This is a genomic window from Streptomyces sp. LHD-70 (genome assembly GCF_031157275.1).
Lineage (GTDB): Bacteria > Actinomycetota > Actinomycetes > Streptomycetales > Streptomycetaceae > Streptomyces.
This window is the reverse complement of record NZ_JAVIFW010000002.1, coordinates 677422-690364: the sequence shown is the minus strand read 5'-3', so window position 1 is coordinate 690364 and position 12943 is coordinate 677422. Positions and strand designations below refer to the sequence as shown.

The window sequence follows — 12943 nt, the reverse complement described above, 5'->3', positions numbered from 1 at the left end:
CGGGCAAGCACCCAAGTACGTCCAGTACGAGGGCGCCTGCCCGGCGCGCCGAGAGCACGCACCTGACGCCGCGGGGCCGCCCTTCGGGCGACGACGGGAGATTGAAGACAGGACCTAGGCCGCCCGGCGGACCGGCGCGTGGTTCGTCCTCGGGCTCAGATTCCGTCCGCGAACACGTCGAGCGCCTCGTCCACCAGCCGCGTCAGGTCTTCCCGTCGGCCGCCCTCCTCCCAGTGCAGGGCTACCTCCAGGACTGCCTGGGCCACGGCCGTGACGAGGACGCGGAGCTGCAGGTCGGTAGTGGGGCGGCCGGTGCGTTCCGCGAGGATCGGGCAGAGGCGGCGGGCGGTGCCGGTCAGGGACTCCGTCATACGGGCGCGGACCTCGGGCACGTCACGCAGGAGGCGGCAGCGCAGGTGCAGCCCGGCGTCGTCGAGGTCCGCGCCGAGCTGGGCCTTGATCGCGTACCGCAGGGACGTGAGGACGGGCTCGTCGGCGGGGCGGGAGCGGAGGGCCGCCTCCAGGGGCTGCTCGTACTCCGCGCCGAGGACGATGTCCTCCTTGGCCGGGAAGTACCGGATGACGGTGGAGGGCGAGACCTCGGCGGCCGCGGCGATCTGCTCGACGGTGGTCGCCTCGTACCCCTGCGCCGCGATCAGCTCGTACGTGGCCCCCCTGATCGCCGACCGGGTCTTGAGCTTCTTGCGCTCGCGCAGCCCGGGAGCGCGGGGAGGGGTGGGAGGAGGGGTGGGAGCCTGGGTCATGCGTGCTGGTAGGCGACGAGCGAGATGCCGACGTAGTGCACGACGAACGCGGCGAGTGTGAGCGAGTGGAACACCTCGTGGAAGCCGAACCAGCGGGGCGACGGGTTGGGGCGCTTCATCCCGTAGATCACCCCGCCCGCGCTGTAGAGCAGTCCGCCGACGATGACCAGGACCAGGACGGCGATGCCGCCCGCGCGCATGAAGTCCGGCAGGAAGAAGACGGCGGCCCAGCCCATCGCGATGTAGCAGGGCGTGTAGAGCCAGCGCGGGGCGCCGACCCAGAACACCCGGAACGCGATGCCCGCGGCCGCGGCGGCCCAGATGCCCCACATCAGCCACTGCCCCTTGGACTCGGGGAGCAGCAGCATCGTCAGCGGGGTGTAGGTGCCCGCGATGATCAGGAAGATGTTGGCGTGGTCGAGCCTGCGCAGGACGGCGGTGGCGCGGGGGCCCCAGTTGCCCCGGTGGTAGACCGCGCTCACGCCGAAGAGCAGGCAGGCGGTCAGGGTGAAGATGCCGCAGGCGATGCTGGCGCGGGTGGAGTCGGCGAGCACGGTGAGCACGATCCCGGCGATCAGGACCGCCGGGAACATGCCGGCGTGCAGCCAGCCGCGCAGCTTCGGCTTCACGGGGTCCGGGAGCTCCAGGGGCGTCGGCCCGCCGGTGCTGGGGTCGGGGGACGGGTGGGCAGGCGCAGTCATACGCCGCATGGTAGCTACGGGCCCGTAGGTTGCGTGTCAGAGGTGGTCCGTCAAGATCATCGAGAGAGGTTCGTACGGTTCTGTGCGGTCCGGAGCGGGCCGGGTTTTTGAGTGGCGATGCTCACGTCTGCTCAGGTGTGCGACCCTCTGGACATATGGGCACTCGGGTCGGATGATCAAATGAGTGCGGTCGGCACCGGATGAGCAGCCATGACGCATCCGGGTCGCAGCCCCCACGGGGCATACATGAACACACCCCTCATAGCCCCCTTCATCAAGGAGCAATCGTGGCGCGCGACAACGCGGCTCCCAGCACCGTCCCGACCAACCACCGGGAACTGATCTCCTGGGTCGAAGAGATCGCCGAACTCACGCAGCCGGATCAGGTCGTCTGGTGCGACGGCTCCGAGGCCGAGTACGAGCGGTTGGCCGAGGAACTCGTCGCCAAGGGCACCTTCAAGAAGCTCGACCCGGTCAAACGGCCCAACTCGTACTACGCCGCCTCCGACCCGACGGACGTCGCGCGCGTCGAGGACCGCACCTTCATCTGCGCCGAGAAGGAGGAGGACGCCGGCCCGACCAACCACTGGAAGGACCCCGCCGAGATGCGGGAGCTCTTCCAGGGCAAGGAGGGCAACGGAGGAATCTTCCGCGGCTCGATGCGCGGCCGGACCATGTACGTGGTGCCGTTCTGCATGGGCCCGCTCGGCTCCCCGCTCTCCGCCATCGGCGTCGAGATCACCGATTCGGCGTACGTCGCGGTGTCGATGCGCACGATGACCCGGATGGGCCAGCCCGTCCTGGACGAGCTCGGCGAGGACGGCTTCTTCGTGAAGGCCGTGCACTCCCTCGGCGCCCCCCTCCAGGAGGGCGAGGCGGACGTGCCGTGGCCGTGCAACCCCACCAAGTACATCTCGCACTTCCCGGAGTCCCGCGAGATCTGGTCGTACGGCTCGGGCTACGGCGGCAACGCCCTGCTCGGCAAGAAGTGCTACGCGCTCCGCATCGCCTCCGTCATGGCGCGCGACGAGGGCTGGCTGGCCGAGCACATGCTGATCCTGAAGCTCACGCCCCCGCAGGGTGAGTCGAAGTACGTCGCCGCCGCGTTCCCCTCGGCCTGCGGCAAGACCAACCTCGCGATGCTGGAGCCCACCATCTCCGGCTGGACCGTCGAGACGATCGGCGACGACATCGCGTGGATGCGCTTCGGCGAGGACGGTCGCCTGTACGCGATCAACCCCGAGGCCGGCTTCTTCGGCGTCGCGCCCGGCACCGGCGAGCACACCAACGCCAACGCGATGAAGACCCTGTGGGGCAACTCGGTCTTCACCAACGTCGCGCTCACCGACGACAACGACATCTGGTGGGAGGGCATGACGGAGGAGACGCCCGCGCACCTGACGGACTGGAAGGGCAACGACTGGACGCCCGAGTCAGGCGTCCCCGCGGCACACCCCAACGCCCGCTTCACCGTCCCCGCCTCGCAGTGCCCGATCATCGCGCCCGAGTGGGAGGACCCGAAGGGCGTGCCGATCTCGGCGATCCTCTTCGGCGGCCGCCGCGCCTCCGCCGTACCGCTGGTGACCGAGTCCTTCGACTGGAACCACGGCGTCTTCCTCGGCGCGAACGTCGCCTCCGAGAAGACCGCCGCCGCCGAGGGCAAGGTCGGCGAGCTGCGCCGCGACCCCTTCGCCATGCTGCCGTTCTGCGGCTACAACATGGGCGACTACATGGGCCACTGGGTCGACGTCGCCAAGGGCAAGGACCAGGCGAAGCTGCCGAAGATCTACTACGTCAACTGGTTCCGCAAGGACGCCGACGGCAAGTTCGTGTGGCCGGGCTTCGGTGAGAACTCGCGTGTCCTCAAGTGGATCGTGGACCGGCTCGACGGCCGCGCGGAGGGTGTGGAGACGCCCATCGGCGTGCTGCCGACGCCTGCGGCGCTCGACACCGAGGGCCTCGAACTGGCCGACGCCGACCTGGAGTTCCTGCTCACGGTCGACAAGGAGGTCTGGCGTGAGGAGGCGGCGCTGGTGCCCGAGCATCTGAACACGTTCGGCGATCACACGCCGAAGGAGCTGTGGGACGAGTACCGCGCACTCGTGCAGCGCCTGGGCTGATCTTTCAGGGCGATAGCCCAGGGGCGCGGGGAACTGCGCGACCAGCCACGACGAAAGCCGCAGTCGCATCTGCGTGGTACATGAGCAGACGCGACTGCGGCTTTTCGCGGGTTGCTCGCGCAGTTCCCCGCGCCCCCAAAAACGTGGCGCCCGGCCCGTAGCCTCCCCGGCTGCGGGCCGGGGCCGTCAGTGGGCGGCGCCCGCGGGTTCCCGGTCCCGCAGAGCTGCCGTGTGTGCGTCCATCCGCTCGGCGGCGAGGATCGCCGCGGCGGTATCCGCGCGGGAGGCGGCGACCACCAGGGCGCGGCCCGCGAGCGCGTGCGCGCGCCGGTGCAGACCGGCGGGGTACGGCTCGTGGATCGCCGCGGCCACCGCGGAGCGGACGGGCGGCTCGCCGCCGCGCAGGCGGGCGATCTCCCCGGCCAGCCGCTCGGCCGCGTCGGCGAGGTCCGCGGACGGGGCCACCGCGCGCAGCTCGTCCGTGACGGCGAGCAGGGCCGCGAGATGCCCGGCGAGCTGGATGTCCAGCTCCTCCTCGCGGGAGCGGTGCGGGAAGTCCTGCCCCGGGGCCTGTCCTCGGCCGGCCAGCGCGTGGACCGACTTGCTGCGGATCGGTTCGTACATGGGACGGCCTCCTGACGTTTCAGGAAGCCATCCTAGCTTAGATTCAATCTAAAGTTGAGCCGGGTAGAGAAGAGCCAGGTCAGGGCTGCCCGTAGCCGTCCAGGAACCTGCCGATCCGGGTCACCGCGTCCGCGAGGTCCGAGGCCTGCGGCAGGGTCACGACGCGGAAGTGGTCGGGCTCGGGCCAGTTGAAGCCGGTGCCGTGCACGACCATGATCTTCTCGGCGCGCAGCAGGTCGAGCACCATCTGCCGGTCGTCCTTGACCTTGAACACCTTCGGGTCCAGGCGCGGGAACAGATACAGCGCACCCTTGGGCTTCACGCAGGTCACGCCGGGGATCTGGGTGAGCAATTCGTAGGCGGTGTCGCGCTGTTCGAGCAGCCGGCCGCCCGGCAGTACGAGATCGTTGATCGACTGCCGCCCGGTGAGCGCCGCGACCACGCCGTGCTGGGCCGGCATATTGGCGCACAGCCGCATATTGGCCAGGATCGTCAGGCCCTCGATGTACGACTCGGCGTGCGCCCGCGGCCCGGAGATCACCATCCAGCCGGTGCGGTAACCGGCCACGCGGTACGCCTTCGACATGCCGTTGAAGGTCAGCGTCAGCAGGTCGGGGGCGAGGGCGGCGGTCGGGGTGTGCGTGGTGCCGTCGTAGAGGATCTTGTCGTAGATCTCGTCCGAGCAGACCAGGAGATTGTGGCGGCGGGCGATGTCGGTGAGGCCGCGCAGTACGTCGTCGCTGTAGACCGCGCCCGTCGGGTTGTTCGGGTTGATGATCACGATCGCCTTGGTGCGGTCGGTGACCTTCCGCTCCACGTCGGCGAGATCGGGCATCCAGTCGGACTGCTCGTCGCAGCGGTAGTGCACGGCGGTGCCGCCGGAGAGCGAGACCGAGGCGGTCCACAGCGGATAGTCCGGGGCCGGTACGAGCACCTCGTCGCCGTCGTCGAGCAGGGCCTGCATGGCCATCACGATCAGCTCGGAGACGCCGTTGCCGATGTAGACGTGCTCGACGTCCGACTCCACGCCGAGGGTCTGGTAGTGCATGACGACCGCGCGGCGGGCCGCGAGCAGGCCCTTCGCGTCGCCGTAGCCGTGTGCCGAGCCGACGTTGCGCAGGACGTCCTCGAGGATCTCCGGCGGGCAGTCGAAGCCGAATGCCGCGGGGTTGCCGGTGTTGAGCTTGAGGATGCGATGGCCTGCTGCTTCGAGCCGCATGGCCTCCTCGAGAACCGGGCCCCGGATCTCGTAGCAGACGTTCGCGAGCTTCGTCGACTGGATCAGCTGCATGCGGCAACTTTACGAGGGCGTTTCGGGACGGCGCCTGGTGTTTACGGCCACGTGGGTCCGTGCGGGGCCAGTGCGCGGAAGTGGGCCTTCCATCGCATGGTCCCTGCGGGGGGCGGCAGAGGAATGCCGGTCGGGGCGGGGGTGCGGGCTTGCGAACCGTGGGTTGGGGCGAGGCGAGTGACTTACCCCACCCCGCCCCTTCCCGAAAGCCTGCGGCGCTGTCTTTCGGCTGACCCGCCGTCGTGGCTGGTCGCGCCCCGCGGCGGAGCCGCAAATGTCACAGCCCCGCGCCCCTGTCAGGGGCGCCGCACCGATCGCCCGGCCAGAGCGTCCGTGCGCCGCCCGTCCTGCATCACGAACTTGCCGTCGATCAGTACGTGCGGGATACCCACCGGCAGGGTCCGAGGCGCCTCGAACGTCGAGCCTGCGGCGACTGCCGTCGGGTCGAAGAGGACCAGGTCGGCCCGGTATCCCTCGCGGACGAGGCCGCGGTCGGGCAGGCGCAGGCGGGCGGCCGGGCGCGAGGTGAGGTGGGCGACGGTCTCCTCCAGGCCCATCACCCCCAACTCCCTTGCGTACCGGCCGAGATACTGCGGGAACGTGCCGTACGCGCGCGGGTGCGGCTTGAAGCCCTGGAGGATGCCGTCCGAGCCGCCGGTGTGCACCCGGTGCTGCATGATCGCCCGCACATTGTCCTCGTGGCCGACGTGCTGGAGGATCGTCGAGCCGAGGTTGTCGTTGATGAGCAGGCGCCGGGCGGTGATCCAGGGGGCCTCGCCGCGCTGGGCGGCGGACGCGGCGATCGTCTTGCCCACGCAGGAGGCGAGGCCCGGGTCCGAGACGCCGGAGATCTCGATGGTGTCCCACTCGATGGGCACGCCGTGGCAGCCGTCGGCGCCGATGACCTCCATGTGGTGGCGGATCTTCTCGGCGGTCTCGTCGTCCTTCAGGCGGGACAGGATCGCGTCGGGCCCGCCCTCGCTCGCCCAGCTCGGCAGCATCGCGACGAGCGTGGTGCAGCCGGGGGTGTACGGGTACGTGTCGAGGCTGATGTCGGCGCCGCCGTCGAGGGCGTCGTCGATGAGCGCGAGCAGGTCCGGGGCCTTGCCCTTGTTGACGCCGAAGTTCATCGTGGCGTGCGCCAGGTGCAGCGCGCAGTCCGCGTCCCGGGTCAGCTCCACCATTTCCCGGTACGCGTCGAGGGCGCCCGCGCCGTAACTGCGGTGGTGGGGGCAGTAGTAGCCGTCGTAGCGGGCCACGACCCGGCACAGCTCGGCCAGTTCGGAGTCCTTGGCGTACATGCCGGGCGTGTAGGTCAGGCCCGAGGACATGCCGACGGCGCCCTGCTCCATGCCCTCAGCGACCAACTGCCGCATCCGGTCCAGCTCTTCGTCCGTGGCGGGGCGGTCGTCCCAGCCCACGGCGTACATCCGGACGGTGCCCTGCGGGATCAGGTACGCGGCGTTCACGGCGATGCCCTGGCCGCCGTGGGCGCTGTCGAGGGCGTCGAGGTAGCCGCCGACGGTGCGCCAGGAGAAGTCGATGTCGGAGCCGTCGCCGTTCCAGCCGGTGATGGCCTGGCGGACCTGGGCGAGGGTGCGGTCGTCGACGGGCGCGTAGCTGAGGCCGTCCTGGCCGATGACTTCGAGGGTGACGCCCTGGGCGGCCTTCGCGCTGTGGTCCGGGTCGCGGAGGAGGGCGAGGTCGCTGTGGGCGTGCATGTCGATGAAGCCGGGGGAGAGGGCGAGGCCGTCGGCGTCGATCTCCTTCGCGCCGGTCGGGCGCGCGCCGTCTCCCTCGCGGTGGATCTCGGCGATCCGGCCCTCTCGTACGGCTACGTCTGCGCGGTACGAGGCGTCGCCGGTGCCGTCGATGACGCGGGCGTCGCGGATGACCAGGTCCATGGGGTGCTCTGCCTCTCTGGGTTCTTTGTTCTCCCCGCCCCGCCCCTTCCCGCAGCGTCCGATACGCGGCTGGCGCCGCGGGCCCGCAGGGCGGGAACGGCGGGACGCGGAGTGGGGGGTCAGAAATACGTGCGGATGTAGTCCGTGACCGTGCCGTCGGCCTGGACCAGGGGGATCAGCTGCCACTTGTCGAAGGACGTACAGGGGTGCGAGAGGCCCATGCCGACCCAGTCGCCGACCTCCAGCGCGGCCCCCGTCGACGTACGGACCCAGCCGTGCTGGTCGGAGAGGCCAGTGACCTCGATGCCCGCCGCCTCGCGGATCTCGCCGGACGCCGCGTCGCGAACCACCTGCGCCTCGGGCAGGTCCAGGTCGTACGCCGCGTCCCGCTTGCCCGCGTTCACGAAGGCCTGCTCGGGGTTGGGGCGGGACACCACCTGGGCCCAGAGGCGGAAGGCGGGCTGGAGGGCGCCCTCGTCCGGGACCCGGTTGAAGGGCGTGAGGTGCCGGTAGTGGCCGTCGTCGTGGGAGACGTACGCGCCGGAGCGGAGCAGCTTCAGGACCGGGACCGAGAGGGGCGGGATCTCCGCGAAGACATCCGCGACCGCGTCGAACCAGGCGCTGCCGCCCGCGCTGACCACGATCTCGTCGAGCCCGGCGAAGCGGCCGGACTTGTCGAAGTCCACGGCGAGCGCGACCAGACGGCGCAGCCAGGCGTGCACCCGCTCGGGGTCGGCGTCCGGCACCTCGCCCTCGTACCCGGCGACGCCGACCAGCCGCAGCGTGGTCGTGGCCGCCACCGCGTCCGCGATCGCCGCGCACTCGGCCTCGGTGCGCACACCGGTACGGGCCGAGTCGCCCGCGCCGAGCTCCACCACGACCTCGACGGGGCGCGAGGCATCGGCCGCGCTCAGGGCCGCGTCCATCAGCTCGACGCCGCGTACGGAGTCCACGTAGCAGATGAAGCGGAAGTCGGGGTTCGCGTCCAGCTCGCCCGCCAGCCAGCGCAGGGCGGCGGCGTCGACCAGCTCGTTGGCGAGGAAGACCCGGCGCACGCCGTACGCGCGGGCCACCCGGACCTGGTGCGGGACGGCGAGCGTGATGCCCCAGGCGCCGTGCTCCTCCTGGCGGGCGAAGAGCTCGGGGGCCATGGAGGTCTTGCCGTGCGGGGCGAAGGCCAGGCCGTGGCGGGTGGAGTACGTCTCCATCAGGGCGAGGTTGTGCTCGACGCGCTCGGCGGAGAGGGCGAGGACCGGCGTCGTGAACCCGTCCGTGAAGAGGTTGCGGCGCTGGGCGGCGAGCTCGCCGACGGTCAGGCCCTCGGCGTCCGGGGGCAGCCCCTTGAAGCGGAAGTCGACCCGCTCGTCGGCGAGTTGAGTCCGGGACGTGTGTCCCGCCGCGCGCTGTCCGACCGCGTTGTCGGCTGCCATAGGGGGCCTCCTCAGGGCTTTCCGCACCGGCTCGTTGCATTCTCTGCAATGGCCATTGCGCATTTCGCTTACTGCTGTCTAACATCCGAGCCAATACCGGGTCAATGGCGCCCGGCCCAGCGGCGAAGGAGATCGAGCGTGCCCACCGTGAACGCGTCAGGACCCCTCAAGGGGGCGGAACACGTCGGTACCGACGTCGTCTGCCTCGGTGAGTCCATGGTCACGTTCCGGCCCTCCCGCCCCGGACGGCTCGCCGACGTCCCGACCTTCGAGCGCGGCATCGGCGGCGCGGAGTCCAACGTCGCCTGCACGCTGGCCCTGGCCGGGCATCGGACTCGGTGGGTCAGCCGGGTCGGTGCGGACGGGTTCGGCGAGCACTTGATCTCGGCGATCGGCGCGTGTGGGGTCGATACGTCTGCCGTCGCCGTCGACCCCTCCCGGCCTACGGGGATCTACTTCCGTACGGCGGGGGAGCGGGCCGTCGACCTCGCCGCCGACACGGGGCTCCGCCCCGGACCCTGCTCCTCAAACGCCGGAGGGGCTGAATTTGAGCCCCCTGCGGAAGTCGCCTACTACCGCGCCGGCTCCGCCGCCTCCGCCATGTCCCCCGAGAGCATCACCCCGGACTCCCTCGGCGGCGCCGAGATCCTGCACGTGTCCGGCATCACCGCCGCCCTCTCCGCCGACTGCCTCGACCTGATGCGGAGCCTCACCGCGCCCCGGCCGGACAGGCCGCTGGTCTCCTTCGACGTCAACTACCGCGTCCACCTGTGGGCCGACCCCGCGCACGCCGGACCCGTCCTGCTCGACCTCGCGCGCGGCAGCGACCTCGTGTTCGTCGGCGAGGACGAGGCCGAGGCCGCCTGGGGCATCACCGGCGGGCCCGCCGCGATCCGCGCCGCGCTGCCCGAGCCCCGCACCCTCGTCGTCAAGCAGGGCGCCCAGGGCGCGACGGTCTTCAGCGGTACGGAGGCCACGTACGAGCCCTCCCTGAAGGTCGACGTCGTCGCCTCCGTCGGCGCGGGTGACGCCTTCGCCGCCGGGTTCCTCTCCGCCACCCTGCGCGGACTCACCGACTCCGAGCGGCTGCGCCACGGCCACCTGATGGCCGCCGCCGCCCTGCTCGTCCCCGGCGACCTGGGCGCACCGCCCGCCCGCGCCGAGGCCGACCGGCTTGCCGCTCTGCCGGCCGAGGCGTGGGGGACACTGCGCCTTGGCCCGGACACGATCAAGACCTGGGCCGGGGAGGTAGTGACCACATGAGCCAGACCGTCGACCGGGCGCTGAGCATCCTGCCGCTGCTCGCGGAGGGACCCGCGGACCTGGGGCAGGTCGCCGAGCGGCTCGACGTACACAAGTCGACCGCGCTGCGACTCCTGCGCACGCTGCACGAGCACGGCCTCGTGTACCGCCAGTCCGACCAGCGCTACCGCCTGGGCGCCCGGCTCTTCGCCCTCGCGCAGGAGGCGGTGGAGAACCTCGACGTGCGCGAGATCGCCCACCCGCACCTGGTCGAGCTGAACGAGCAGATCGGCCACACCGTCCACCTCGCCGTGTACGAGGAGAACGAGGTCCTCTACATCGACAAGGTGGAGAGCCGCTACCCGGTGCGGATGTACTCCCGCATCGGCAAGCCCGTCGCGATCACCGTCGCCGCCGTGGCCAAGCTGCTGCTCGCCGACCTGTCCGAGCCGGAGCGGCGCGCCGTCGCCGAGAAGCTCGACTACCCCATGTACACGGCCCGTTCGATACCCAACGCCGCGGCCTTCCTCAAGGAACTCGCGACCGTACGGGAACAGGGCTGGGCCACCGACCTCGGTGGCCACGAGGAGTCCATCAACTGCATCGGGGCCCCCATCCGCGGTGCGGACGGAAGGGTCGTCGCCGCCATGTCGGTCTCCGCGCCGAACGTCGTCGTCACCGCCGAGGAACTCCTCACCCTGCTGCCGCAGGTGCGCCGCACCGCGGACGCCATCAGCCGCGAGTACTCGGGCCACACCCCCGCGTAGGCCCGTCGAAGCCCGTCGGCACCTGCCGTACCCACACCCCTCAGAAAGAAGAAGGTTCATGACCGAGAAGACCGCCCTCACCCCGGCCACCCACACCGCCCCGCCCGCGAAGTTCTCGCACGGCGTGAAGAAGGGCAACATCCTCCAGGTCGCCGGCCAGGTCGGCTTCCTGCCCGCCGAGGAGGGCAAGGCCCCCACCCCGGCAGGCCCGACCCTGCGCGAGCAGACCCTGCAGACCTTCGCGAACGTCAAGGCGATCCTCGAAGAGGGCGGCGCCACCTGGGACGACGTGATGATGATGCGCGTCTACCTCACGGACGTGGACCACTTCGCCGAGATGAACCAGATCTACAACGAGTACTTCGAGGAGCAGGGCCTCAAGGCCCCCGCCTCCGCCCGTACGACCGTGTACGTCGGTCTCCCCAAGGGCCTCCTCATCGAGATCGACGCCCTGGCCGTCCTCGGCTGACGTGGCTTTAGACCCTCCGCTCCACCAGGCCCACGGCACGGCGTCGCTCCCCCCGGGCGCGCCGTGCCGTGACCCCCCACACCCTCAATCCCCCTTTTGGACAATGGAGTTACTCACATGCTGCTTGCCGCCGCCGCGCCCCCCGCCGAGGCGCCACCCCACACCGGTGGACTGCTCCACTTCATCGACGGCACCGCGGGACTGCTCACCGTCGCCGTTCTCGGTATCGCCCTGCTGCTCTTCCTGATCATCAAGGTCAGGCTGCAGCCGTTCGTCGCCCTGCTCGCCGTCTCCATCGCCGTGGGACTCGCGGCCGGCCTCTCCGTCACGGAACTCTTCGGCACCGTCCAGAAGTCCGACGCCGTCTCGATGATCGAGTCCGGCATGGGCGGCATCCTCGGCCACGTCGCGATCATCATCGGCCTCGGCACCATGCTCGGCGCCATACTCGAAGTCTCCGGCGGCGCCGAGGTGTTGAGCTCCCGGCTGCTCGGGCTCTTCGGTGAGAAGCGCGCCCCGCTCGCCATGGGTATGACCGGCCTGATCTTCGGTATCCCGGTCTTCTTCGACGTCGGCATCTTCGTCCTCGCGCCGATCGTGTACGCCGCCGCCAAGCGCTCCGGCAAGTCGATGCTCCTGTACTGCATGCCGCTGCTCGCGGGCCTGTCCATGACCCACGCGTTCCTGCCGCCGCACCCCGGCCCCGTCGCCGCCGCCGGACTGTTCAACGTCTCGCTCGGCTGGATCATCATCATGGGCATCGTCTGCGGCATCCCCGCCGTGCTCGCCGCCTGGGCCTACTCGGCCTGGATCGGCAACCGCCTCTTCGTGCCCGTGCCGCACGACATGCTGGAGGCCACCGAGGAGGCCAAGGCCGCCGTCGCCGCCGAGCGCGCAGAGTCCGGCGCCAAGGCCCCGGAGAAGCCGGTCGCGCTCTCCACGGTCTTCACCATCATCGGTACGCCGCTGTTCCTGATCCTCGCCGCGACGTTCTCCTCGATCGCCCTCGACGAGTCCACGCTGCGCTCCGTCATCGAGTTCTTCGGCCACCCCTTCGTCGCCCTGACGATCGCGCTGCTGCTCGCGTACTGGCTGCTCGGCATCCGCCGCGGCTGGCACCGCAAGTCCCTGGAGCAGGTCTCCACCGCGTCCCTGAAGCCGGTCGGCAACATCCTGCTCGTCGTCGGCGCGGGCGGGGTCTTCGGCGCCGTCCTCAAGGGCTCGGGCATCGCGGACGCGCTCGCCGACGCCTTCAACGGCATGGGCCTGCCGGTCATCGTGCTCGCGTACCTGATCTCCGTGGTGCTGCGCGTCGCGCAGGGTTCGGCGACCGTCGCGATCGTCGCCACCGCCGGCATCGTCGTCCCGCTGGTGGAGGGCGGCGGCCACTCGCAGCCCTTCCTCGCCCTGGTCATCATGGCCATCTCGGCCGGTTCGATCTTCGCCTCGCACGTCAACGACGGCGGGTTCTGGATCGTCTCCAAGTACTTCGGCATCTCCGAGCGGGACACCTTGAAGTCGTGGACCGTGCTGGAGACGGTGCTGTCCGTGGCGGGCTTCGCGGTGGCCGCGCTCTTGAGTCTGCTGGTCTAGCTCTGCTGGTCTAGCGGGGCTTACCCACTGTCCTCAAT

Annotated in this window: 11 protein-coding genes; 5 read left to right on the top strand and 6 right to left on the bottom strand. The window is 70.6% G+C overall.

What is annotated here, in order from left to right:
* Nucleotides 1-155: 155 nt before the first annotated feature.
* Together RCO28_RS08120 and RCO28_RS08115 are read right to left on the bottom strand one after the other, a co-directional pair.
* Entirely contained in the window at nucleotides 156-764 is a 609-nt protein-coding gene (locus RCO28_RS08120; protein ID WP_308940283.1) for a TetR family transcriptional regulator, read from the bottom strand.
* Nucleotides 761-1465 carry a hemolysin III family protein gene (locus RCO28_RS08115; RefSeq protein WP_308940282.1) on the bottom strand — a complete coding sequence of 235 codons (705 nt, stop codon included), beginning with the start codon at nucleotides 1463-1465 and terminating at the stop codon, nucleotides 761-763. The genes RCO28_RS08120 and RCO28_RS08115 overlap by 4 nt, the downstream gene beginning before the upstream one ends.
* Nucleotides 1466-1752: 287 nt before the next feature.
* On the opposite strand from RCO28_RS08115, the gene RCO28_RS08110 reads away from it, so the two are divergent.
* Entirely contained in the window at nucleotides 1753-3585 is a 1833-nt protein-coding gene (locus tag RCO28_RS08110; protein WP_308940281.1) for a phosphoenolpyruvate carboxykinase (GTP), read from the top strand.
* Between the two features lie 186 nt (nucleotides 3586-3771).
* Here RCO28_RS08110 and RCO28_RS08105 read toward each other — a convergent pair whose 3' ends face one another.
* The 4 genes from RCO28_RS08105 to RCO28_RS08090 form a co-directional block, all read right to left on the bottom strand.
* Complete coding sequence (locus RCO28_RS08105; protein ID WP_308940280.1) at nucleotides 3772-4209, bottom strand: hypothetical protein; 438 nt, start codon at nucleotides 4207-4209, stop codon at nucleotides 3772-3774.
* 79 nt (nucleotides 4210-4288) lie between these two features.
* Nucleotides 4289-5500, bottom strand: coding sequence for a pyridoxal phosphate-dependent aminotransferase (locus RCO28_RS08100; protein ID WP_308940279.1), 1212 nt, complete (start codon nucleotides 5498-5500; stop codon nucleotides 4289-4291).
* Nucleotides 5501-5796: 296 nt separating this feature from the next.
* Complete coding sequence (locus RCO28_RS08095) at nucleotides 5797-7404, bottom strand: D-aminoacylase (protein ID WP_308940278.1); 1608 nt, start codon at nucleotides 7402-7404, stop codon at nucleotides 5797-5799.
* Nucleotides 7405-7523: 119 nt separating this feature from the next.
* A complete protein-coding gene (locus tag RCO28_RS08090) occupies nucleotides 7524-8834 on the bottom strand; it encodes an amino acid deaminase (protein WP_308940277.1) in 1311 nt (436 codons plus the stop codon).
* Between the two features lie 216 nt (nucleotides 8835-9050).
* Here RCO28_RS08090 and RCO28_RS08085 point away from each other — a divergent pair, with 216 nt between their 5' ends.
* The 4 genes from RCO28_RS08085 (at nucleotide 9051) to RCO28_RS08070 (ending at nucleotide 12905) form a co-directional block, all read left to right on the top strand.
* Complete coding sequence (locus RCO28_RS08085; protein WP_374991118.1) at nucleotides 9051-10097, top strand: sugar kinase; 1047 nt, start codon at nucleotides 9051-9053, stop codon at nucleotides 10095-10097.
* The gene (locus RCO28_RS08080) at nucleotides 10094-10843 is read left to right on the top strand and encodes an IclR family transcriptional regulator (protein WP_308940275.1); all 750 of its coding nucleotides are present in this window, start codon (nucleotides 10094-10096) and stop codon (nucleotides 10841-10843) included. The genes RCO28_RS08085 and RCO28_RS08080 overlap by 4 nt, the downstream gene beginning before the upstream one ends.
* 58 nt (nucleotides 10844-10901) lie before the next feature.
* Nucleotides 10902-11312, top strand: coding sequence for a RidA family protein (locus RCO28_RS08075; RefSeq protein ID WP_308940274.1), 411 nt, complete (start codon nucleotides 10902-10904; stop codon nucleotides 11310-11312).
* A gap of 117 nt (nucleotides 11313-11429) precedes the next feature.
* Nucleotides 11430-12905, top strand: a complete 1476-nt coding sequence (locus tag RCO28_RS08070; protein WP_308940273.1) for a gluconate:H+ symporter — start codon at nucleotides 11430-11432, stop codon at nucleotides 12903-12905.
* Nucleotides 12906-12943 lie beyond the last annotated feature (38 nt).

Excerpts from the sequence above, each read along its gene's own strand:
- RCO28_RS08085 (WP_374991118.1), top strand. The coding sequence starts at position 9,051 with ATGGTCACGTTCCGGCCCTCCCGCCCCGGACGGCTCGCCGACGTCCCG.
- RCO28_RS08095 (WP_308940278.1), bottom strand. The coding sequence starts at position 7,404 with ATGGACCTGGTCATCCGCGACGCCCGCGTCATCGACGGCACCGGCGAC.
- RCO28_RS08075 (WP_308940274.1), top strand. The coding sequence starts at position 10,902 with ATGACCGAGAAGACCGCCCTCACCCCGGCCACCCACACCGCCCCGCCC.
- RCO28_RS08090 (WP_308940277.1), bottom strand. The coding sequence starts at position 8,834 with ATGGCAGCCGACAACGCGGTCGGACAGCGCGCGGCGGGACACACGTCC.
- RCO28_RS08100 (WP_308940279.1), bottom strand. The coding sequence starts at position 5,500 with ATGCAGCTGATCCAGTCGACGAAGCTCGCGAACGTCTGCTACGAGATC.
- RCO28_RS08115 (WP_308940282.1), bottom strand. The coding sequence starts at position 1,465 with ATGACTGCGCCTGCCCACCCGTCCCCCGACCCCAGCACCGGCGGGCCG.
- RCO28_RS08080 (WP_308940275.1), top strand. The coding sequence starts at position 10,094 with ATGAGCCAGACCGTCGACCGGGCGCTGAGCATCCTGCCGCTGCTCGCG.
- RCO28_RS08120 (WP_308940283.1), bottom strand. The coding sequence starts at position 764 with ATGACCCAGGCTCCCACCCCTCCTCCCACCCCTCCCCGCGCTCCCGGG.
- RCO28_RS08105 (WP_308940280.1), bottom strand. The coding sequence starts at position 4,209 with ATGTACGAACCGATCCGCAGCAAGTCGGTCCACGCGCTGGCCGGCCGA.
- RCO28_RS08070 (WP_308940273.1), top strand. The coding sequence starts at position 11,430 with ATGCTGCTTGCCGCCGCCGCGCCCCCCGCCGAGGCGCCACCCCACACC.